The organism is Pelomicrobium sp. G1 (genome assembly GCF_051905455.1).
GTDB lineage: Bacteria > Pseudomonadota > Gammaproteobacteria > Burkholderiales > UBA6910 > Pelomicrobium.
Map to the genome: position 1 here is coordinate 23,412 of NZ_JBQACR010000016.1, position 19,279 is coordinate 42,690.

Annotated in this window: 24 protein-coding genes; 7 read left to right on the forward strand and 17 right to left on the reverse strand. The window is 67.4% G+C overall.

The genetic code is table 11. The features are described from left to right. The first annotated feature begins 163 nt into the window (after positions 1 to 163). Both ACTFO6_RS14475 and ACTFO6_RS14480 read left to right on the forward strand, forming a co-directional pair. Positions 164 to 904 (forward strand): tetratricopeptide repeat protein, encoded by a 741-nt coding sequence (locus ACTFO6_RS14475; RefSeq protein WP_439935155.1) that lies wholly within the window; start codon positions 164 to 166, stop codon positions 902 to 904. A gap of 49 nt (positions 905 to 953) precedes the next feature. Then, complete coding sequence (locus ACTFO6_RS14480; protein ID WP_439935156.1) at positions 954 to 1,433, forward strand: DUF456 domain-containing protein; 480 nt, start codon at positions 954 to 956, stop codon at positions 1,431 to 1,433. A 41-nt stretch (positions 1,434 to 1,474) separates the two neighbouring features. On the opposite strand, the gene ACTFO6_RS14485 is transcribed toward ACTFO6_RS14480, so the two are convergent. The 8 genes from ACTFO6_RS14485 to ACTFO6_RS14520 all read right to left on the reverse strand — a co-directional run bounded on the left by ACTFO6_RS14485 (position 1,475) and on the right by ACTFO6_RS14520 (position 8,270). Then, the gene (locus ACTFO6_RS14485) at positions 1,475 to 2,086 is read right to left on the reverse strand and encodes a trimeric intracellular cation channel family protein (protein ID WP_439935157.1); all 612 of its coding nucleotides are present in this window, start codon (positions 2,084 to 2,086) and stop codon (positions 1,475 to 1,477) included. Positions 2,087 to 2,157: 71 nt separating this feature from the next. Next, the gene (locus ACTFO6_RS14490; protein ID WP_439935158.1) at positions 2,158 to 2,406 is read right to left on the reverse strand and encodes a hypothetical protein; all 249 of its coding nucleotides are present in this window, start codon (positions 2,404 to 2,406) and stop codon (positions 2,158 to 2,160) included. A gap of 188 nt (positions 2,407 to 2,594) precedes the next feature. Continuing rightward, entirely contained in the window at positions 2,595 to 3,164 is a 570-nt protein-coding gene (locus ACTFO6_RS14495) for a glycine zipper 2TM domain-containing protein (protein WP_439935159.1), read from the reverse strand. Between the two features lie 52 nt (positions 3,165 to 3,216). After that, positions 3,217 to 3,438 carry a CsbD family protein gene (locus tag ACTFO6_RS14500; RefSeq protein ID WP_333840819.1) on the reverse strand — a complete coding sequence of 74 codons (222 nt, stop codon included), beginning with the start codon at positions 3,436 to 3,438 and terminating at the stop codon, positions 3,217 to 3,219. 287 nt (positions 3,439 to 3,725) lie between these two features. Continuing rightward, the gene (locus ACTFO6_RS14505; RefSeq protein ID WP_439935160.1) at positions 3,726 to 5,090 is read right to left on the reverse strand and encodes a sigma 54-interacting transcriptional regulator; all 1,365 of its coding nucleotides are present in this window, start codon (positions 5,088 to 5,090) and stop codon (positions 3,726 to 3,728) included. After that, the gene (locus tag ACTFO6_RS14510; protein WP_439935161.1) at positions 5,087 to 5,578 is read right to left on the reverse strand and encodes a dihydrolipoamide acyltransferase; all 492 of its coding nucleotides are present in this window, start codon (positions 5,576 to 5,578) and stop codon (positions 5,087 to 5,089) included. The genes ACTFO6_RS14505 and ACTFO6_RS14510 overlap by 4 nt, the downstream gene beginning before the upstream one ends. A gap of 59 nt (positions 5,579 to 5,637) precedes the next feature. Then, positions 5,638 to 7,110: an ATP-binding protein gene (locus ACTFO6_RS14515; protein WP_439935162.1), complete on the reverse strand. Its 1,473-nt coding sequence runs from the start codon at positions 7,108 to 7,110 to the stop codon at positions 5,638 to 5,640. Between the two features lie 104 nt (positions 7,111 to 7,214). Then, positions 7,215 to 8,270: a tartrate dehydrogenase gene (locus tag ACTFO6_RS14520; protein WP_439935163.1), complete on the reverse strand. Its 1,056-nt coding sequence runs from the start codon at positions 8,268 to 8,270 to the stop codon at positions 7,215 to 7,217. A 210-nt stretch (positions 8,271 to 8,480) separates the two neighbouring features. Between ACTFO6_RS14520 and ACTFO6_RS14525 the strand changes: the two genes are divergently transcribed. Further along, positions 8,481 to 8,753: a hypothetical protein gene (locus ACTFO6_RS14525; protein ID WP_439935164.1), complete on the forward strand. Its 273-nt coding sequence runs from the start codon at positions 8,481 to 8,483 to the stop codon at positions 8,751 to 8,753. Positions 8,754 to 8,768: 15 nt separating this feature from the next. Here the strand turns inward: ACTFO6_RS14525 and ACTFO6_RS14530 are convergent, their stop codons facing one another. The 5 genes from ACTFO6_RS14530 to ACTFO6_RS14550 form a co-directional block, all read right to left on the reverse strand. Further along, entirely contained in the window at positions 8,769 to 9,050 is a 282-nt protein-coding gene (locus ACTFO6_RS14530; RefSeq protein WP_439935165.1) for a hypothetical protein, read from the reverse strand. A gap of 123 nt (positions 9,051 to 9,173) precedes the next feature. Further along, positions 9,174 to 11,285, reverse strand: coding sequence for a RelA/SpoT family protein (locus tag ACTFO6_RS14535; RefSeq protein ID WP_439935166.1), 2,112 nt, complete (start codon positions 11,283 to 11,285; stop codon positions 9,174 to 9,176). Between the two features lie 193 nt (positions 11,286 to 11,478). After that, complete coding sequence (gene rpoZ / locus ACTFO6_RS14540; RefSeq protein ID WP_333839540.1) at positions 11,479 to 11,685, reverse strand: DNA-directed RNA polymerase subunit omega; 207 nt, start codon at positions 11,683 to 11,685, stop codon at positions 11,479 to 11,481. Positions 11,686 to 11,706: 21 nt separating this feature from the next. Continuing rightward, the gene (gene gmk / locus ACTFO6_RS14545) at positions 11,707 to 12,318 is read right to left on the reverse strand and encodes a guanylate kinase (protein WP_439935167.1); all 612 of its coding nucleotides are present in this window, start codon (positions 12,316 to 12,318) and stop codon (positions 11,707 to 11,709) included. Between the two features lie 91 nt (positions 12,319 to 12,409). After that, positions 12,410 to 13,276 carry a YicC/YloC family endoribonuclease gene (locus ACTFO6_RS14550; protein WP_439935168.1) on the reverse strand — a complete coding sequence of 289 codons (867 nt, stop codon included), beginning with the start codon at positions 13,274 to 13,276 and terminating at the stop codon, positions 12,410 to 12,412. Between the two features lie 150 nt (positions 13,277 to 13,426). Here ACTFO6_RS14550 and ACTFO6_RS14555 point away from each other — a divergent pair, with 150 nt between their 5' ends. Both ACTFO6_RS14555 and rph read left to right on the forward strand, forming a co-directional pair. Further along, on the forward strand, positions 13,427 to 14,164 hold the full coding sequence (locus ACTFO6_RS14555) for a PP2C family protein-serine/threonine phosphatase (protein ID WP_439935169.1): 738 nt from the start codon (positions 13,427 to 13,429) through the stop codon (positions 14,162 to 14,164). Positions 14,165 to 14,266: 102 nt separating this feature from the next. Continuing rightward, positions 14,267 to 14,986 (forward strand): ribonuclease PH, encoded by a 720-nt coding sequence (rph, locus tag ACTFO6_RS14560; RefSeq protein WP_439935170.1) that lies wholly within the window; start codon positions 14,267 to 14,269, stop codon positions 14,984 to 14,986. Between the two features lie 17 nt (positions 14,987 to 15,003). On the opposite strand, the gene ACTFO6_RS14565 is transcribed toward rph, so the two are convergent. The 3 genes from ACTFO6_RS14565 to ACTFO6_RS14575 form a co-directional block, all read right to left on the reverse strand. After that, the gene (locus ACTFO6_RS14565) at positions 15,004 to 15,720 is read right to left on the reverse strand and encodes a DUF1045 domain-containing protein (RefSeq protein WP_439935171.1); all 717 of its coding nucleotides are present in this window, start codon (positions 15,718 to 15,720) and stop codon (positions 15,004 to 15,006) included. Positions 15,721 to 15,848: 128 nt separating this feature from the next. Further along, the gene (locus ACTFO6_RS14570; RefSeq protein WP_439935172.1) at positions 15,849 to 16,691 is read right to left on the reverse strand and encodes an EamA family transporter; all 843 of its coding nucleotides are present in this window, start codon (positions 16,689 to 16,691) and stop codon (positions 15,849 to 15,851) included. A 24-nt stretch (positions 16,692 to 16,715) separates the two neighbouring features. After that, positions 16,716 to 17,495, reverse strand: a complete 780-nt coding sequence (locus ACTFO6_RS14575; RefSeq protein WP_439935173.1) for a TerC family protein — start codon at positions 17,493 to 17,495, stop codon at positions 16,716 to 16,718. 135 nt (positions 17,496 to 17,630) lie between these two features. Between ACTFO6_RS14575 and rdgB the strand changes: the two genes are divergently transcribed. Beyond that, a complete protein-coding gene (gene rdgB, locus ACTFO6_RS14580) occupies positions 17,631 to 18,227 on the forward strand; it encodes an RdgB/HAM1 family non-canonical purine NTP pyrophosphatase (RefSeq protein ID WP_439935174.1) in 597 nt (198 codons plus the stop codon). A 12-nt stretch (positions 18,228 to 18,239) separates the two neighbouring features. On the opposite strand, the gene ACTFO6_RS14585 is transcribed toward rdgB, so the two are convergent. Beyond that, positions 18,240 to 18,923, reverse strand: a complete 684-nt coding sequence (locus ACTFO6_RS14585; protein ID WP_439935175.1) for a phosphoribosyltransferase — start codon at positions 18,921 to 18,923, stop codon at positions 18,240 to 18,242. Between the two features lie 33 nt (positions 18,924 to 18,956). Between ACTFO6_RS14585 and ACTFO6_RS14590 the strand changes: the two genes are divergently transcribed. Continuing rightward, positions 18,957 to 19,277 carry a cupin domain-containing protein gene (locus ACTFO6_RS14590; RefSeq protein WP_439935176.1) on the forward strand — a complete coding sequence of 107 codons (321 nt, stop codon included), beginning with the start codon at positions 18,957 to 18,959 and terminating at the stop codon, positions 19,275 to 19,277. Positions 19,278 to 19,279: the final 2 nt, after the last annotated feature.

The window sequence follows — 19,279 nt, forward strand, 5'->3', positions numbered from 1 at the left end:
TGGGCGGTTGCCATTCGGCGAAGAGCAGAGCGGGCGGCGGATCGGGCAAGGGGCGAGCGCGCCTGTGCTAGACTGAAAACGCCGGAACATGGACTGCGGCAGGGTCCAGAACCGGCGCAAGGCGGGTGCAGCAATGAGCACGAGGTACGCGAAAGCACTTCTCTTGGTAGTCGGATTTGCCATTACGGCGCCGGCGGCAGCGGCCTTCGAAGACGCCTGGCGTGCTTACGTGGGCGGAGACTACGCTGCGGCGGAACGCGGGTTTGCGGCGGCGGCGGAGAGAGGCGATGCCCGCGCGGCCTGGCTGCTGGGAGACCTGTACGCCCGGGGACGTGGCGTGGCGCCGGACCCGGCGCGGGCGCTGGAGTGGAAAGAGCGGGCTGCGGAATTGGGCGACGTGGCTGCCCAGTTCGCCGTGGGCGAGATGTACGCCCAGGGCCGCGGCGCCCCCCTCGACCCGGATCGGGCGGCCCGCTGGTTCGAGCGCGCCGCAGAGCAGGGGCACCCCAACGCGGCCCTCGCCCTCGCCCGCCTCAGGGAGCGGGAGGGGCACATGGAGCAAGCCCTGGGCTGGTACCGGCGCGCCGCCGAGGCAGGACTGCTCGAAGCGCAGCAGCGGCTCGCGAGGATCTACGAAGAAGGCTTCGGTGTCCCCCGGGATCCGGAGCGCGCCGCTGAGTGGCGCCGGCGCGCCGAGGGCGTCCTCCAGGAGGAGCGCCGCTTCCAGGCGGCGGAACAAGCGCGGCGTGAAGCGGAAGCCCAGGCCGAGGCGTACCGGCGCGCATGGCAGGATTATTGGGGCACCCACGTCTGGTTGGACCGTCACGACCGGCCATGGCATCGGGGGTGGTCCTACGGGATCGGTTTCGGCCCCTATCCCTGGGGCTATCCGTACGGGTGGTGATTCCCGCTGCATGGATTGAGCGCAGCGTCGTGAGTCGGGGCGTCCTGCGGTGAACGTCTGGCTCTGGCTTCTGGTGATCGCCCTGGTGGTGGCAGGCCTTCTCGGCACCGTGCTCCCCGGGCTGCCGGGCGTTCCCCTGGTCTTTGCCGCCCTGCTGCTCGCCGCCTGGATGGACGATTTTCAGCATGTCAGCGTCGTCACCGTGGCCGTCCTGGCGGCACTCACCCTGGCGGCGGTCCTCGTGGACCTGGTGGCGAGCGCCTTGGGGGCGGAGCGGGTCGGCGCGAGCGCCCGGGCGGTGGCGGGCGCCGCCGTCGGCACCGTGGTGGGCGTGTTCTTCGGCCTGCCCGGTCTGTTGCTGGGACCCTTCGTCGGCGCGGTGATCGGCGAATATCTCACCCGCAGCGACTGGAGCCGGGCCGCCCGCGCCGGAATCGGAACCTGGGTAGGGCTCCTGCTCGGCACCCTGGCGAAGCTCGCCCTGGCGTTCACCATGGTGGGCGTGTTCGTGACCGCTTACTTGATATAGAAGATCCGGCACAGGGTGGAGCGGCCCTCGAACCGTCACAGCTAGCGCCTGGCGACGAAGATGGGCAGCCGGATGCGCCAGCGGATCGCCGCCAGGCGCAGGGCCAGAACGGCTGCGGTGGCCAGGGCCGCGGAAGCGTTGGCGTCTATGCCGAAGTGGTTCAAGGCCACCAGCAGCAGAGCGCCGGCCCAGGCCGCCGTCGCGTAAAGCTCGCCGCCGAACACCAACGGCACCTCGTTGCACAGGACGTCCCGCAGCACCCCGCCGAAGACACCGGTGATGACCCCCATCAAGCTGGCCACGAACCCGTCCATCTCCATGGCCAGGGCGATCTGAGTGCCGAGCACGGTGAACAAGGCGAGCCCCAGCGCGTCGGGAATGAGGAACAGGTTGAGGGGCAGCCGCAGGCGCCTCACCAGGACGAACGTGGCGAGCCCGGCGGCCACGGCGGTCCACAGGTATGAGACATCGGCGATCCAGAACACCGGGCGATCCAGCAGCAGGTCCCGGAGCGTGCCTCCGCCCAGGGCCGCGGCGAGCGCCACCACCACCATGCCGAAAAGGTCGATGGGCTTCCTTCCGGCTTCCAGCACGCCGGTGGCCGCGTTGACTGCCACCGCGCACAGCCCGATGGCGTAGAGCCCCTCGTTCACGGTTTTTACCCCCAGGGCCGAGATTGTACGGCCTGGCCGGTCCCGGTGGTGGAAAGACTCCTGGGTGAAAATCAGCGCTTACTGCAGATGTCGTAGCCGTCCCGCCAGCCCTGGGCGTAGAGGCTGTCGTTCTTGAAACGGGCCTCGTCCTTGCGCACGCCGATCAGGGTTCGGGCGCTGTGGCAGCCGTCGGCATAACCTTCCTGGAAGGCCGGCGGATAGCCGGACAAGTTCACATTGGGACGACTCGGCTGGGTCGCGGCGCACCCGGCGGCGAGCAGGGCGACGTTCACGAGAATGAAAAAGCGCAAGGCTTTCATGGGTGACTCCGGGTTAGCACCCGCGCACCGCGCGGGCGTCCATTGACGCTCCAAAAAAAAGCCCGCCGGAGGAGAAAATAGCGGGCCAACTTGGGGGTTCCTTGTCTTCGCCGAAGAATCGCTTCTGCGTGCTGGGATTCCTTTCGCTTGCCTTGAGTTCCCTGCAGGTGCCTTTTACCTAAGTAGCCTCAACCTCTTGCCACCAGGCGCCCATCCACGATGCGCACCTTTTCGCCGATACCGAATCCAGGCGGCGTCTCTTGAGTCAAGGTGCGGGTGGTACCGTCGTCCATGCGCACCGTGATCCGGTAAACTGTGGTTTTCTTCGCGTTTTTCTCGATTTCGTTGCCCACGTAAGCGCCTCCCGCCGCGCCCACGATAGTGGCGATGGTACGGCCGCTGCCGCCGCCGATCTGGTTACCGATCACCCCGCCGGTGACACCGCCGGCCACCATGCCCACCCCGGACGGCTGTCCCTTGACCTCGGAAGCCGTGACGGACTCGACCACGCCGCAGTCCGGGCAGGGGGCCGCCCTCGCGACGGGCGCAGGCGCCGCCGTCCTGGCGGCGGCCGGCTTCGGCGCGTCCGGCCTCGCCGCCGCATTCGTCCTGCTCGTCGCCTGCCCTTCCTGGACTTCCGAGAAGGCCGCGGGTAGGTGACCCGTCATGGTGGCGATGCCCACGATGCTGAACAGGATCACCGCCATCGCCGCGATGATCATCAATGGGTAAAGCAGGCTGCTGTTGTTGTTCACCATGTCGCCCCCACTGTCCCTCTTGCCTCCGGAAGCCGTGCCTTGCCGCGACTTTTCAGTGATTGGGTCGAATGAAGCTGCTGGCGCGCACCAGGAAGCGTTCCACGTCCACCTCCGCTTCCTCGCGGGTATGGCCGTAACGCTGCTGCAGCAGATCGATCAGCCGGTCGCGCCGGCCTTCCACCTCATCCAGGTCGTCTTCGGTCAGCTCGCCCCACCACTGTTTGGCGTGGGCGCGGATTTCTTTCCAATTGCTGTTTAGGACGTCGATGGCCATTTTTTGGTGCTCCCTGATCTCAGTCGCTGGCGCCTCGCAGGCCTCCAGCCACCAAGCTATGGCAAGGGGCGTGCCAAGGGGGAGCATTTTTTTAACAATCATTGAGTTAGTTTTAAAAGGGCGGAATTTTCTGGCGGGACCAAAGCGGAGAACTGTCGTCGATCGGCGACAGCGCAACCGCAAATCTCTTGTAACACGCTGACTTAGAGCATGTTTTTAAAGTCGCCGGCCAACGACGGGCCGGACGCAAAGAGTCCTTCCCGGAATCGCCGGACGGGGTGGACGGCTCAGTCCCTGGGCCGCTTGAACAGGGCCGGGTCGAGCTGCAGGCGTTGCAACAGCTTGTAGAACTCCGTGCGGTTGCGCTTCGCCAGCTTGGCCGCCTGGCTCACGTTGCCGCCGGTGATCTTGAGCAGCCGCGCCAGGTATTCCCGCTCGAAACGGGTGCGCGCCACCTCGAAAGAGGTGATTTCGTCCTGCTCGTGCTGAATGGCGTTCTGCACCAGGGTGGCGGGTATGATGGGGCTGGTGGCGAGGGCCACCGTCTGCTCCACCACGTTCTGCAATTGCCGCACGTTGCCGGGCCAGGAGGCCTGGGCCAAGAGCTCCATCGCCTCGGGGGCGAAAGCGGCCACCGCCTTGCGGTACTTGTTCGCCAGGCGGTGCAGGAAGTAGGTGGCAAGGAGCGGGATGTCTTCGCGCCGTTGCGCGAGCGAAGGGACCGTGAGGGAAACCACGTTCAGCCGGTAGTACAGGTCCTGACGGAAGTTGCCCGTGTTCTTGAGGGCCTCCAGATCCCGATGGGTGGCGGAAATGATGCGCACGTCCACCGGGATGCTGCGGGTGGACCCCACCGGGCGCACCTGCTTGTCTTCCAGCACCCGCAGCAGCTTCACCTGCAGGGTGAGGGGCATGTCGCCGATCTCGTCCAGGAACAGGGTGCCCTGGTGGGCCGCCTGGAACAGTCCGCTGTGGTCGCGGGTGGCGCCGGTGAAGGCGCCCTTCACGTGGCCGAACAGCTCGGATTCCAGGAGTTGTTCGGGAATCGCGCCGCAGTTGACCGCGACGAAGGGCGCCTGGGCCCGGGCGCTGGCCTTGTGGATGGCCCGGGCGAGCAGTTCCTTGCCGCTGCCGGACTCGCCCTGGATGAACACGCTGGCATCTCCCGCCGCCACCAGTCGGGCCTGGGCCAGCAGGTCCTCCATCAGGGGGCTGCAGGTGATGATTTCGCTGCGCCACTCCCGATCGCCCAGGGCGGAGGTACCGGCGGAAACACCGCCGGAGACGCTGATCGCTTTCGCCACCTGCTCCAGCAGCTCTTGGGCCTCGAACGGCTTGGTGAGGTAGCCGAACACACCGCGCTTGGTGGCCGCCACCGCGTCGGGAATGGTGCCGTGGGCGGTGAGAATGATCACCGGCAGGGTCGGGTGCGCCCGGTGTAAGGCGTCGAACAGGGCCATGCCGTCCATGCCGCCCATGCGCAGGTCGGTGATCACCAGATTGGGCCGGGCCGCCTCGATGGCCGAGAGGGCTTTTTCGGCGCTCTCCACCGAGGTGACGGCGTAGCCTGCCGACTGCAGCCGCAGGGTGAGCAGCCGCAGGATGCCGGGATCGTCGTCCACCACCAGGATGCGCTGGGGAATGCTGGTCATCGCTGCTTGCGCATCTGCTGTTCGCGCTCGATCAGGTTCTTTTCGATGCTCTTGATGGCGTCGAGCTTCTGCTGCAGGTCCTCGGCGCGCTTTTGTTCTTCCTTGGCCTTCTGGCTGGCCGCGTTCAAGCCTTCCGCGAGCCGCCGGTGCTCCTGGATCAGGCCGTGCAGCAGCAGGGCGAGCCGCCGCAGGTCGCCGTTTCTCTGGTCGTTCGACTTCACCAGGGGCTCCAGGAGGTTCAGGCTCTGGATCTGATCTTCCGGGCCCGCTCCGGGCAGCGCGCCGTGGAGCGCGAGCTGGAGCCGGTTATAGTCGCTGCGGGCCCTGGCGTAGGTTTGCCGGACCCGCTCGTACTCTTTGGCCAGCTCCTGTCCCTGGAGTTTCGTCAAGCGCTCGTAGTAGTCGAGCAACGCCTCCACGTCGCTGACGGGGCGGGTGAGGCCGGGGATGACCGGCTCCGGCCGCTCGCCCTCGCCGAGCGGAGGCACGGCGCAGCCTGCGACAAGAGCGAGCGCCGCCGCCAACAGGAAAAGCCGCGACCCCGGCTTCACGCGCCGACCCATGGGTTGAGGGGCAAGGTGACCCGGAAATGAGCCCCCGGCGCGGCGCGGTCCACCACTTCCACCCGTCCGCCATGGGCCAGCACGTGCTCCTTGACGATGGACAGCCCCAGCCCCGATCCCTTGACCGCCGCCGATTGCTGGGCGCGGCCCTGGAAAAACGGCGCGAACACCCGCTCCCGCTCCTCGGGCGGGATGCCGGGCCCGTCGTCGATCACGTCCAGTACTGCCGCGTCGTCGTCGCGGCGCAGTTCGACGCGCACGCGGCCGCCCTCGGGCGTGAACTTGATGGCGTTGGAAACCAGGTTGTCCACCACGGTCCGCAGCTTCTCCTCGTCGCCGGACACGTACACGGCCTCGCAGTCGAGTTCCAGTTGGATCGAGCGGGCGCGCAGCGCCAGTTTATGATCGTTGACGACGCTCTTTACCACGTCGCTCATTTTAACCTGTTTGATGTTGAGCTTTCCCTTCCGGAACTGGGACGCGCTGTAGGCGAGCAGGTCCTCGATCAGCCGGCCGAGTTGGAGGCTGCTCTGGCGCAGGATGCGGGCGATCTCCTTCTGTTCGGGATTGAGCTTGCCCACCACTTCATCCGCCAGCAGGTCGGAGCCCTCCCGCAGCGCCGTGAGCGGGGTCTTCAGCTCGTGGGACACGTGGCTCAGGAACTTTTTCTTCTGTTCCTCCAGCTCCATCAGCCGCAGCCGCAGCCAGTCGAGCTGCTGGCCCAGGTAGCGCAGATCTTGAGGGCCGTCGACCCGGATTTCCAGATCGAACCGTCCCTCGCCCAGGGTGCGTATGCCCTGGGCGAGCTGCCGGATGGGGGGCACGATGAGCAGGGGAAAGCCCACCACCAGGAAGATCGCCACCGGCACCAGCGCCAGCATCTGTAGCATCATGATCTCGTAGGCCTTCTGCGACATCTGGCGCAGCGTTTCCACTTCCCGGTCGATCACCTCGTTGCTGTGGATCACCAGCTTCTGCGCCCCCTGGGACAGGGATTCGAACGCCACGGCGATCCATTGGAGCTGCTGCGCTTCCTGGTCCTTGGCCGCTGCTTCCGGGTTGGCCGGCGACAGCGCCGCGAGCTGGCGGTGAATGGCTTCCTCCCGCTCGACCATCTCGGCGAGCAACGCCCGCTGCCCCTCGGCCAGCCGGGAATGCTGGAGCAGGCGAGCGCTTCTCAGGAATCCTTCCCGCAAGTTCCCATAGCCGTCGAGCAGCGACCGGTCGCGCAGCACCAGGTACTGGCGCGCGACCCGCTCCATGCCGGTCACCGACTCGGAGAGCGCCCGGCTCTCCTGGATGAGGCGCGTCGCCTCGTAGACCGCCTTCTGTCCCTGGTTGGTGAGGCGGTCGATCGCCACCGCGTTGTTGACCAGGGCGAAGATGAGGGGCAGCGCGACCAGGGTGAGCCCGACGAACAGCAGGGCGAGGAACGACTTGGGGTAGCGGACCCGCATGGGCAAGGATATAGAGGGGCAAGAACGCCCTCCCGCTCGGAAGCGGAAGGGCGCTCAAATGGTAGCAGCGCCGCCGTTCAGCGCCAACGGGAGGGCGCGGCTTTTCAAAGCGCGGAAGCGATGGCCTGGCCCACCTCGGCGGTGGAGGCGGTGCCTCCCATGTCGCGGGTGCGCGGTCCTTCCGCGACCACCGTTTCGATGGCGCGCTCGATCGCTTGTGCCGCTTCCGCGTGGCCCAGGTGTTCCAGCATCATGGCACCGGACCAGATCTGGCCGATGGGGTTGGCGATGTTCTTGCCGTAGATGTCCGGGGCGGAGCCGTGCACCGGCTCGAAGCAGGAAGGGAATTCCCGCTCGGGGTTGAGGTTCGCCGACGGCGCGATGCCGATGGTGCCGGTCACCGCGGGCCCCAGGTCGGACAGGATGTCGCCGAAGAGGTTGGAGCCCACCACCACGTCGAACCATTCCGGGTGCAGCACGAAGTGGGCGCTCAGGATGTCGATGTGATACTGGTCGGCGCGCACGTCCGGGTACTGGGCCGCCATGGCCTTGAAGCGCTCGTCCCAGTAGGGCATGGTGATGGAGATGCCGTTGGACTTGGTGGCGGAAGTCACGTGCTTCGCTGGCCGGCGGCGGGCGAGCTCGAAGGCATAGCGCAGGATGCGGTCCACTCCCCGGCGGGTGAAAGTGCTCTGTTGCACCACGACCTCGTGCTCGGTGCCCTCGTAGATGCGGCCCCCGATCGAAGAATATTCCCCTTCGTTGTTTTCCCGCACCACCCAGAAATCGATGTCGCCGGGCTTCTTGTCCTTCAAGGGGCAGGGCACGCCGGGCATGAGCCGCACCGGGCGCAGGTTCACGTACTGCTGGAAGCCCCGGCGGATCGGGATCAGCAGGCCCCACAAGGACACGTGGTCGGGAACGCCGGGAAAGCCTACCGCGCCGAGATAGATGGCGTCGTGGCGGCGGATCGTCTCCAGTCCGTCCTCGGGCATCATGCGCCCGTGACGGGTGTAGTACTCACAGCTCCAGGGGAAGTGATCCCACTGGAACTCGATGCCGAACTTGCGCCCGGCGGCCTCCAGCACGCGGATGCCTTCCGGCACCACTTCCTTGCCGATGCCGTCGCCGGGGATCGTGGCGATCTTGTATTTGGGCATGGTTCCTCTCTCGCTTGATCGGGCTGCGAACGGGGCGAGGTTCGGGTCGCAGGGGCCGCACCGGGACCGCCGGAGCCGTCGGGTTGGGGTACCATCGGGGAAAAGGCCGCGCGGCTCGCACCTGAGCCCCGCGGGCCGGTTCGTGATCGCGTATTATAGCCGGCGCGGCGCGGGTCGGGACGCCGGGTCCGGGCCTCTATAATGAAAATCATGGAAACGCACCGCACCGAAGCCGGCCCGAGGAGCGCCCTCACGCGCCGGGCGCTGGGGGCGATGCTCGTGCTCGCCGCGGCGCTTGCCGGGTGCGAGGACAAGCCCCGGCCCCCCAGCGGTCCCCCGGTCCCCCGGATGGAGTCCGAGGACGTCCAGCGGAAGATTTTCCGCGAAGAGCGCCGGGCGCTGGAGCGGGCGAAAGAAGCCGCGCCCGCCCTGGAAGAGCGCGAGCGCGGCATGCGCGAGCGGATCGAGCGGGAGGCGCGCTGAAGCGGGGCCGACGGCCTATTTGACCGACTTGACGGCCGCCTGGCTGGCCTCCCAGGCGTGCTTGATGGCCGCCGCCTCGTCTCCCTTGGCCGCGGCTTCCTGGGCCTGCTGGTAGGACTTGCGGGCGGCGGTCGTGTCCCCCTTGCGGCTTTCGGCGAACTTGATGTCCTGCTCCGCCTGGAGCAGGGCCGTCTGGGCCTCCACGGAAAGCGCGGGTTTATCCTGGGGCACGAAGCCAGCGCATCCGGCAAGGCTCAGGGCGCCCGCGAACATCATCGCAATCAACGGTTTTTGCATGGTCTCCTCCTCGAATGGGGATTGCCCCGGGGCGCAAGCCACCCCGCGAGCGCCGGCGACAATACCCGCACGTTGGGCGGCCGTCATTGACCTAAGTCAGGTGGGAAGTGGCAGAGGAGGGGATTAGCCTTTGACCCGGGTGATGCGGGCCACTTCGGGGATGCGGCGCAGGCTGCGCATCACCCTGGCCAGGTGGATGCGGTTTTTCACCTGCAGGGTGAAGTTCATGGTGGTGTAGGCTCCTTCCCCGTCCATGCTCACGTTCTCGATGTTGCTGCCCGCTTCGGCGATCTCCGCCGCCACCTTGGCCAGCACCCCGCGCTGATTGGCCACCACCAGCCGGATGGTGACGCCGAAGGAGCGGGTGATGCCCGGGTCCCATTGCACGTCCAGCCACTTCTCCGGGTCGCCCTTGGTCTTGCCGATCATCGGGCAGTCGTGGGTGTGGATGACCAGGCCCTGGCCCTTCTTGATCAGGCCGATGATCGGGTCGCCGGGAATGGGCCGGCAGCAGCGGGCGTATTGCACCGCCATGCCCTCGGTGCCGAGGAGCGTGATGGCGCCAGCGGAAGGCATCTCCCCCCGCTGGGCCTCGCCGCCGGGAGCGACCAGCATGCGCGCTACCACCACCGCCAGCCGCTTGCCGAGGCCGATGTCGGCCAGGATCTCCTGCCTGGACTTGGCGCTGGTCTCCCGTACCAGCTTGTCCCACTGCTGGTCGCTAATGTCCTCCAGCTTGCCGCCCAGGGCAGTCACGGCCTGGGCCAGCAGCCGCTCGCCCAGCTCGGCCGACTCCTCGTACTGCATGGTGCGCAGGAAGTGGCGGATCTCGAAACGGGCTTTGCTGGTCACTACGTAGTTGAGCCAGGAGGGATTGGGCTTGGCGTGGCTCGCGGTGATGATCTCCACCTGATCCCCGTTCTTGAGCTCGGTCCTGAGGGGCATCAGCTCGTAGTTGATCTTGGCCGCGACGCAGCGGTTGCCGATGTCGGTGTGTACGGCGTAGGCGAAATCCACCGCCGTGGCCCCCCGCGGCAGCGCCAGGATCTTGCCCTTGGGGGTGAACACGTACACCTCGTCCGGGAAGAGGTCCACCTTCAGGTGCTCGAGGAATTCCACCGAGTCCCGGGACTCGGAGAGGGATTCCAGCAGGCTTTGCAGCCACTGGTGGGTCTTCTGGTGCAGCTCCTTGAACTCGGCGTCCGAGGTCTTGTACAGCCAGTGGGAGGCCACGCCGCTCTCGGCGATGCGGTGCATGGTGCGGGTGCGGATCTGCACCTCGATGGGGGTGCCCAGGGGGCTGAAGACCGTGGTGTGCAGCGACTGGTAACCGTTCGCCTTGGGGATGGCGATATAGTCCTTGAATTTTCCGGGAATGGGCTTGTAGAGCCCGTGCAGCACGCCCAGGGCGAGGTAGCAGGAGGGGATGTCCTTGACGATGATCCGAAGGCCGAGGATGTCCAGCACCTGGCCGAAGGAGAGGGACTTCTCCCGCATCTTCTTGTAGATGCTGTAGACGTGCTTTTCCCGCCCGTGCACCTCGGCATCGATGCCGGCCTCCTTGAGCTTGTGCTGGAGGGTGGCCTGGATCTTGTGCACCACTTCGCGCCGGTTGCCCCGGGCCGCCTTCACCGCCTTGGCGAGCACTTTGTAGCGATTGGGATAGAGGTGGCGGAAGGCGAGATCCTGCAGCTCCTGGTAGATGGCGTTGAGCCCCAGGCGGTTGGCGATGGGGGCGTAGATCTCCAGGGTTTCCCGGGCGATGCGGCGGCGCTTTTCGGGCTCCACCGACTTCAGGGTGCGCATGTTGTGCAGCCGGTCGGCCAGCTTGATGAGGATGACGCGCACGTCCCGGGAGACGGCGAGTAGCATCTTGCGGAAGTTCTCCGCCTGGGCGTCCTCCGCGCTCTGGAACTCGATGCGGTCGAGCTTGGAGACCCCGTCTACCAGCTCGGCCACCGGGTTGCCGAAGATGGAAGCGATCTCGGCCTTGGTGACCTTGGTGTCCTCCATCACGTCGTGCAGCAGCGCCGCGGTGAGCGCCTGGGCGTCCAAGCGCATCTGCGCCAGGATCTGGGTCACCGCGAGGGGATGGGAGATGTACGGGTCGCCGCTCTTTCTGAACTGGCCGTGATGGGCGGCCTTGCTGAAGTGGTAGGCGGATTCGAGCTGAACCACGTCCTCCGGCTTGAGATATCCGGAGAGTTCCTTGAACAGGAGTTCCGCTTCCGCCATGTCAACGCTCGCCCGTCGTTTTCAATCGCCGCCCGCCGGACGGTTCCGCAGTGCCGCCGATGCGGCCCGGCAGTCCGCGGCAGCCGCCGGAACGTGGGAGCTGCAACGAACCTTCCATGGGACCCAGCCGGGAGTCGGTCGATCCTTGAGCGCGAGAGAGGGGAGCGGGGAACGTCGAACCGCTGCGCTGGCGCTACAACTGCCCCTTGTTGAGGACCTCCAGCCCCACCTTGCCGGCGGCGATCTCCCGCAGGGCGATGACCGTCGGCTTATCCTTGAGCCCCTCGATCAGAGGGGCGGCGCCATGGGCGATCTGGCGCGCCCGATAGGTGGCGGCCAGCGTCAATTCGAAACGGTTCGGAATGTGCTTCAAGCAGTCGTCGACCGTGATACGAGCCATTTCCCTTTTATCCTCAAAGCCTTATTTCGTGAGCGACTCGATCAGCGGGCGGTGGCGCTCGAGCTGCCGTGCCACCTTCAGCCGCTCGGCCCGTACCACCGAGGCCAGGTCATCGAGCGCCTCGTCAAACCGGTTATTGATAATAACATAGTCAAATTCTCCGACACGGCCCATTTCCGCCCGGGCGGCTGCCAGCCGCCGGGCGATCGCCTCGGGGGGTTCCGTGCCCCGCTTTTCCAGCCGGCGCTTGAGCACCTCCATCGAGGGCGGGAGGATGAAGACACCTACCGCCTCCGGCATCAGTCGCCGCACCTGGGCTGCCCCCTGGCAGTCGATCTCCAGCAGCACGTCCGTCCCGGCTTCGAGCTGGCGGCGCACCCAGGCCTGGGAAGTGCCGTAGCGGTTGCCGTAGACCTCGGCGCTTTCCAGGAACTCCCCCCGCTCCAGCATCTCCTGGAACGTGGACGGGTCGACGAAGTGGTAATGGCGGCCGTCCACCTCCCCTTCCCGGGGCGGGCGCGTGGTGTAAGACACCGAGAGGCGCAGGTTTCGGTCCCGCTCCAGCAACGCGGCGACGAGGCTGGTCTTACCGGCTCCGGAGGGGGCGGCGACGATGAAGAGGATGCCGCTCATCGGGCGCGGGGCAGGGGGCGCCGGCGGAGGTCGAAGGCGCCGGGGTTAAAGGGGGTCGACGGCATGGGCTTCACGGCTTACGTCTTTACGCTCACTCGATGTTCTGGATCTGCTCGCGCATCTGCTCGATCAGCACCTTGAGCTCCATGGCGATGCGGGAGACTTCGGCGTCCACCGACTTCGCCCCCAGGGTGTTGGCCTCCCGGTTCAGCTCCTGCATGAGGAAGTCTAGGCGCTTGCCCGCCGGGCCGCCGCTCGCCAGCACCCGCTTCACTTCCTGGAGATGGGCGGTGAGCCGGCTGAGCTCTTCGTCCACGTCGATCTTGCTGGCGAACAGCATGAACTCCTGGCGGATGCGCTCGTCCTCCAGGTTCAGCATCGCTTCCCGAAGCCGGTTGGACAGCCGCTCCTGGTAGGCAGCGATGAGGGCCGGGATGCGGGGCGTCACCTCCTCCACCAGCGCCTCCATCCGGGCGACCCGCTCGCGCAGGAGCTCTTTGAGCCTCTCCCCCTCCCGGCGCCGGGCCGCCACCAGGTCGTTGAGCGCCTGCTCGAGCAGGGCCAGGCACGGCTCCCGCACCGTGTCCGCGGAGAGGGTCGCCTGGTCGAAGACGCCGGGCCAGCGCAGCACGTCGCTCACGGTGAGCCCGGGAGCCTGGGGAAAGGCGGAGCGCACCGAAAGCTCCAGGCTTTTCAACCGCTCCAGCGCCTCGGCGTTGAGGGCCGCGCCGTGCTGGAGCGCAGGCTTGGGAACCAGGCCGATCCGGCAGTCCACCTTGCCCCGGGTGAGCCGGCCGGCCAGCAGCTCCCGGACCTCCGACTCCAAGCTGCGCAGCTCGTCCGGAAGCCGGGTCTGGATGTCGAGGAAGCGGTGATTGACCGAGCGCACTTCCACGTTGAGGGTCGCTTCGGGCAGCTCCCGGGAGGCGACGGCGAACCCCGTCATGCTGGCGATCATGCTTTTGCCGCTGGCGCTTCGCGCTTTACTCGAGGGACGGAAAAATTCAGAATTTTCAGAGCGCAACGATACCATAACTTCGGCCTCCCACCGACGTCCGCCTTTGCTCCCTTCCACCTTGCGGTCCGATCCCAAGATGAGAACGCCCCGATGAACGTGGAAGTCGCCCAGGCAAGCCTCCTCGGCGGGCGCCGGATCAACCAGGATCGGGCCGCCTATACCCGTAGCGACGGCTCCCTCCTGCTGGTCCTAGCCGACGGGATGGGAGGAACGCCCCGGGGCGAAGTGGCAGCCCAGCTGGCGGTGGACCGCCTCCTCGGCGCCTACCGGGCCGCTGCCGCTCCCCGGCTGGCCGACCCGGCCGAGTTCTTCCGCCAGGCCATGACCGCAGCCCACGAGGACATCCAGGCCTATGCCAGAGAGCATCTCCTGTGGAACCCTCCGGGAACCACCTGCGTAGCGTGCCTGGTGCAGGAGGGCACGACCTACTGGGCCCACGCGGGGGATTCCCGCGGTTACCTGCTGCGGGAGGGCTCGGTGGTGGCGCGCACCCGGGACCACTCCTTGGTCCAGGAGCTGCTCGACCAGGGAGTCCTTCCCGCCGCCGACCCCGTGTTCCTTGCCGAGCGGGGGGTCCTCACCAACTGCCTCGGCGGTTGGGAGGCCCCATACGTGGAAATCGGCGCTCCCGTCGCCCTCCGGTCGGGGGACGTGGTGCTTCTCTGCAGCGACGGGCTGTGGGGCCAGCTCCCAGAGGAGGAGTTCGCCGCGGCCCTGTGCAACTACCCCCTGGAGGAGGCGGTGGCGGCGGTGGCCCAGGCCGCCGAGATGGAAGGGGGCGCCGCTTCGGACAACGTGACCCTCCTCGCCGCCCGCTGGCTGGGATAGAGGGCTCGGCACGGAACTATAATGCGAATTTTGCCGGCTCCGCGCCGTCCAATCCCGGCGCTTTGCCCTAGCGCTATCGGACAGCTCTCGAACATTTCCTCCATGCGACCCAGCCAGCGCCGACCCGATGAGCTGCGCCCGGTGCGTATCACCCGCCGCTTCACCAAGCACGCCGAAGGGTCGGTGCTGATCGAATGCGGCGACACCAAGGTGGTGTGCACCGCCAGCATCGACGAAAAAGTGCCCGCCTTCCTCAAGGGGCAGGGCCAGGGGTGGCTCACCGCCGAGTACGGGATGCTGCCCCGCTCCACCGGCACCCGCACTGACCGGGAGGCGGCCCGGGGCCGCCAGTCAGGGCGGACCCAGGAGATCCAGCGGCTCATCGGTCGGGCGCTGCGGGCGGTGGTGGATCTTTCCCGGCTCGGGGAGCGCACCCTCCAGATCGACTGCGACGTGATCCAGGCCGACGGCGGCACCCGCACGGCCAGCATCACGGGAGCCTTCGTCGCCCTGTGGGACGCGGTGGAATACATGCTGGCCAAGCAGATGATCGACGCCTGGCCCATCAAGGACCACGTGGCGGCGGTATCGGTGGGCATCTACGAGGGGGTGCCGATCCTGGATTTGGACTATCTGGAGGACTCCGCCTGCGACACCGATATGAACGTCGTCATGACAGGGGCATTGAAGCTGGTGGAAGTGCAGGGCACCGCGGAGGGGGAGCCCTTCACCCGGGGGCAACTGAACGAGCTGCTGGATCTCGCCCAGTCGGGCATCGAGCGGCTTGTGGCTATTCAGAAAGAGGTTCTGCGGCGGAGCTGACGAGGCTGTCTCGGGCTTCAGCCGCCCTCAAAGAATTCCACACTTCCGTCGAAACCGAGTCGGGCCGCCATCCGGAACGGCGTTCTCTCTTGCGACTGGCGGAACACGCAGATCGCATCTACCCACGGGGGGTCGGCGTTCAGGCGCTCGACCTCCGGCTGCAGCAGATCGACGATCGACTGCCGCCGAGATTCCGGCAAAGGCCCGGTGAGGGTCATGTGGAAGCGGTATTGGTCGAACACATAAGGGTAACCCCAGCGGGTAAAGAGCTTCTCCTGCCAGGAAGTGAGCCCCACCTCCCGCCATCGCTCCCGCTCTTCCTCCGAAAGGGGCGCCCGGCACCGGTCGAAGTGAATCACGCATTCCTCGGCCAGGAGCTCCAAGGCCACCGAGGCATGACTCGGCCGCAGCGCGACGAAATCCGACAGGCATTCCACTCGCAAGGGCGGCAGGCGAAAGGGTTTTCGGCTGCCTGCTACGACCCGAGCCACGGCGTAGAGCTCCCGTTCGCTGCTTTCGGGCGCCAGGACAAAGGGCGCCTTGAGGGTCCCATGGAACCCGTAACGTCTGGGCACTTCCGTGATGGCTTCCCAGTCCGGAAGCTGGCCAGCGAAATCGGGTGGCGCAAGGCGTTGCCCTGTCACGGGATCGCGGCCAAGCCAGCGGCAGCCAAACTCCCACCATGGACTGTCGAAGGCCGGTGCGAAATAGATAGCGTAGCGGACCAGGTTCATGGGATTCCATGATCCCGCTTGCCGTCACCTTATACAAGCTTTTTAAGCTAATCCGCTTCCCGCAGGATGGATGCGCGCGGTCCGTGGTGTCTCAGGCGGCCCTCGAAGGAGCGCTCGGTGCGCGAGTTTCAGGCGAGGCGCGTGGCCATGGCGCCGGCCGCCACCAGACCCACCCCCATCCAGCGCCGGGGCGTGAACGGCTCCCGCAGCCAGCGGGCGGCCATCGCCGCCCCGAACAGGATGGAGGTTTCCCGCAGGGCCGCCACCAGGGCGATGGGGGCCCGGGTCATGGCCCACAGGGCGATCCCGTAGGCTCCCAGGGTGCAGGCGGAGCCCAGCAGCACCCGCCCCCAACGGGGCCCTGGCTTGGCCGGTAGGCGGCCCCGGACCAGCCCTACGTATAGGGGGACCAGCGCCACGCCGGTCAAGGCGAAGAGCCAGGCGGCGTAGCTCATGGCGTTTCCCGAGACGCGCACGCCGGCCCCGTCCACCAGGGTGTAGGCCACGATCACCGCCACGTTGGCTCCCACCATCGCCAGGCCCCGGCCCGATGTGGCCCGCGCCCGCAGTCCCTCGCCGCTCAGCATGAGCACGCCCAGCACGATGGCGAGCACCGCCGCCCAGCCGGGTGCCGACAGGGTCTCGCCGAAGAGTAGGGCCGCCCCTGCCGCCACCACCGCGGGCGGCACGCCCCGCATGAGGGGATAGGCGATGCTGAGCGCCCCCGAGCGGTAGGCCAGGGCCACCAGGACGAAATAGGCCACGTGCAGGGCGGTGGAGGCGGCAAGGGGAGGCCAGCTCTCCGGTCGAGGCGGGGGCAGCCCGACGACCGCCGGCAGCGCCAGGAGCCCCGCCCCCATGACCACCGCCAGGGCTTCCGGCAACGGGTCGGGGCTCGCCTTGAGGCGCGCATTCCACGCCGCGTGCAGCAAAGCGGCGAAGAGCACGGCCAGCATGACGCTTAACGACATTTGCCGCGGCCTCGGCGCAGGCGGTCAGTTTTTCCCGCCCGCTTGCTCCGCGCCGGCGCCTCCCGGCGAAGCGGCCTTGTGCAGCTTCACCGGTTTTCCTCGGCGTGCCCGCAAGCGCAGGTTCAGCATCTCCACGGCCACTGAGAAGGCCATGGCGAAATAGATGTAGCCCTTGGGGATGTGGAACTCGAAGCCCTCGGCGATCAAGGCCACTCCCACCAGCACCAGGAAGGACAGGGCCAGCATCTTGATGGTGGGGTGCCGGTCGACGAAGTCGCTGATGGGCCCGGCGGCCAGCATCATCACCAGCACCGCCAGCACGATGGCGATCACCATCACCGGCACGTGGCTCGCCATGCCCACGGCCGTGATCACCGAGTCGAGGGAGAACACGATGTCGATCAGGGCGATCTGCAGGAGCACGCCGCCGAAGGTGGCCGCCGCGACCCTTTTCTCTCCCTCCTCCGGCCCTTCCAGGGCGTTATGGATCTCGTGCACGCTCTTCCACAGCAGGAACAGCCCCCCGCCCACCAGGATCAAGTCCCGGCCCGAGATCTCCTCCTCGAGAACCGTGAAGAGCGGCGCGGTGAGGGACATGATCCAGGCGAGGGAGAGGAGCAGCCCGATGCGCATGCCCATGGCCAGGGCCAGGCCCAGGAACCGCGCCTTGCCCCGTTGCTCGGGGGGAAGTCGGCCCACCAGGATGGAGATGAAGATGATGTTGTCGATGCCCAGGACGATCTCCAGGGCGGTCAAGGTCCCCAGGGCGATCCAGGCCTGCGGGTCGGTGATCCATTCGAACATGGTGGCGTGTTCCCCTTTCTCTGCTGCGAGATTCGATGCGGCGGGCCAGCGGCTGCCCGGAGGCACGGGCCGAGAGGGTATCATAGCCGCCCGGCGACCGCCTTGCGGCGGCCCTCTCGATCGAATCGGAGACGCATGAAAAAGATCGTTCTCGCCAGCAACAATCCGGGCAAGATCCGGGAGATCCGCCGCTGCCTTGAGCCCCTGGGCTTCGAGATCCTGTCCCAATCCGACCTGGGCATCCCCGAGGCGGAGGAGCCCCACGTCACTTTCATCGAGAACGCCCTGGCGAAGGCCCGGCACGCGAGCCGCGCGGCGGAGCTGCCGGCGCTCGCCGACGACTCCGGCATCTGCGTGAACGCCTTGAACGGCGCGCCGGGGGTGCACTCGGCCCGCTTCGCGGGCGATCCCCGCTCCGACGTGCGCAACAACGAAAAGCTCCTGGCGCTGCTGGAAGGGGCGGCCGATCGCCGCGCCCACTATTACTGCGTCATGGTGCTACTCGACCACGCCGACGACCCCCAGCCCCTCATCGCCGAGGGGGAATGGCACGGGGAGATCGTCCATGCCCCCCGGGGCACGGGAGGATTCGGCTACGATCCCTTGTTCCTGGACCCCCGCCTCGGCCGCACGGGGGCGGAGCTGCCCCTCGAGGAAAAAAACCGGGTGAGCCACCGGGGCAAGGCCTTGGCGCGGCTGGTGGAGAGGCTCAACCGGGAAAGGCCGGATTGAGGCCCGGTTGGTTCACGAAGCCGCCTCCCGCAGCAACGCCAGCGCCTCCTCTTCCGGGACGTCGTACCAGCGGCGATAGGCGTCCGCCACGGCGAAGCGGTGGCCGCTTCGTAGGTTGGCGCAGTAGAGGCGGTCCACGGAGGGCGCCACTCGCAGGGCTGCCTGGGAATGCCCCGTGGGCACCGCCACCGCGATCTCGGCCGCCCCGGCGCGCCGCAGGGCCTCCGCGGCGGTCATCATGGTGAGCCCGGAGGCGAGCCCGTCGTCCACCAGGATCGCCGGCCGTCCGGCGAGGGGCGGGAAAGGCCGCCCGGCCCGCAGGCGCGCGAGCCTGCGCTCCACCTTGGCCCGGGTCTCGGCGATGCCCCGGGCCACCTCTTCCGCCGGCAACCCCAACTGGTCCACCAGGGCCTGGTTCAGGCGAACGGTGCCGTCGAAGGCCACGGCCCCGTAGCCCGCCTCGGTGGTCCAGGGGAGCAGGATCTTGGACACCACCGCCACGTCCAGAGGGAGCCCCAGGGCGCGAGCCGCCTCCGCCGCCACGGGAACGCCCCCGGCGGGGATGGCGAGCACCAGGGCGTCGCTTCCCCGGTACGCTTCCAGCATGCTGGCCAGCACCCGCCCCGCCTCGGCCCGGTCGGCGAACACCGGCGCCCGGTTGCGCAGGGGTTCCAGGTCGACGATGGGGGCGGTCATAATCGAACGTCTCCAAAGAGATCGGAAGGTGTATTGGCCAAGGCGCTCGAAGTGGAACGCTGGGACGAGGCCCGGGACGGTCCCCTCACCGAGGAGCGGCTGCGGGCCAAGATCGAGGCCCGGGGCTACCGGGTGACCCGGTACGTCTATCCTCCGGGGACCTATTTTCCACCCCATACCCACGAGGTGGACAAGATGGACGCGGTCCTCGCGGGCCGCTTCCGCCTGACGGTCCAGGGGCGCGAAGTGGTACTGGGACCAGGCGACCTGCTGCCCGTACCCCGGGGCGTGCTGCACGATGCCGAAGTGGTGGGAGACGAACCGGTGGTGAGCCTGGACGGGATGAAGGGCTGACC

Coding starts and splice junctions, on each gene's coding strand:
- ACTFO6_RS14490 (WP_439935158.1), bottom strand. CDS start 2,406: ATGAAAGCCTTGCGCTTTTTCATTCTCGTGAACGTCGCCCTGCTCGCC.
- ACTFO6_RS14495 (WP_439935159.1), bottom strand. CDS start 3,164: ATGGTGAACAACAACAGCAGCCTGCTTTACCCATTGATGATCATCGCG.
- ACTFO6_RS14500 (WP_333840819.1), bottom strand. CDS start 3,438: ATGGCCATCGACGTCCTAAACAGCAATTGGAAAGAAATCCGCGCCCAC.
- ACTFO6_RS14505 (WP_439935160.1), bottom strand. CDS start 5,090: ATGACCAGCATTCCCCAGCGCATCCTGGTGGTGGACGACGATCCCGGC.
- ACTFO6_RS14515 (WP_439935162.1), bottom strand. CDS start 7,110: ATGCGGGTCCGCTACCCCAAGTCGTTCCTCGCCCTGCTGTTCGTCGGG.
- ACTFO6_RS14520 (WP_439935163.1), bottom strand. CDS start 8,270: ATGCCCAAATACAAGATCGCCACGATCCCCGGCGACGGCATCGGCAAG.
- ACTFO6_RS14525 (WP_439935164.1), top strand. CDS start 8,481: ATGGAAACGCACCGCACCGAAGCCGGCCCGAGGAGCGCCCTCACGCGC.
- ACTFO6_RS14530 (WP_439935165.1), bottom strand. CDS start 9,050: ATGCAAAAACCGTTGATTGCGATGATGTTCGCGGGCGCCCTGAGCCTT.
- ACTFO6_RS14535 (WP_439935166.1), bottom strand. CDS start 11,285: ATGGCGGAAGCGGAACTCCTGTTCAAGGAACTCTCCGGATATCTCAAG.
- rpoZ (WP_333839540.1), bottom strand. CDS start 11,685: ATGGCTCGTATCACGGTCGACGACTGCTTGAAGCACATTCCGAACCGT.
- gmk (WP_439935167.1), bottom strand. CDS start 12,318: ATGAGCGGCATCCTCTTCATCGTCGCCGCCCCCTCCGGAGCCGGTAAG.
- ACTFO6_RS14550 (WP_439935168.1), bottom strand. CDS start 13,276: ATGATCGCCAGCATGACGGGGTTCGCCGTCGCCTCCCGGGAGCTGCCC.
- ACTFO6_RS14555 (WP_439935169.1), top strand. CDS start 13,427: ATGAACGTGGAAGTCGCCCAGGCAAGCCTCCTCGGCGGGCGCCGGATC.
- rph (WP_439935170.1), top strand. CDS start 14,267: ATGCGACCCAGCCAGCGCCGACCCGATGAGCTGCGCCCGGTGCGTATC.
- ACTFO6_RS14565 (WP_439935171.1), bottom strand. CDS start 15,720: ATGAACCTGGTCCGCTACGCTATCTATTTCGCACCGGCCTTCGACAGT.
- ACTFO6_RS14570 (WP_439935172.1), bottom strand. CDS start 16,691: ATGTCGTTAAGCGTCATGCTGGCCGTGCTCTTCGCCGCTTTGCTGCAC.
- ACTFO6_RS14575 (WP_439935173.1), bottom strand. CDS start 17,495: ATGTTCGAATGGATCACCGACCCGCAGGCCTGGATCGCCCTGGGGACC.
- rdgB (WP_439935174.1), top strand. CDS start 17,631: ATGAAAAAGATCGTTCTCGCCAGCAACAATCCGGGCAAGATCCGGGAG.
- ACTFO6_RS14585 (WP_439935175.1), bottom strand. CDS start 18,923: ATGACCGCCCCCATCGTCGACCTGGAACCCCTGCGCAACCGGGCGCCG.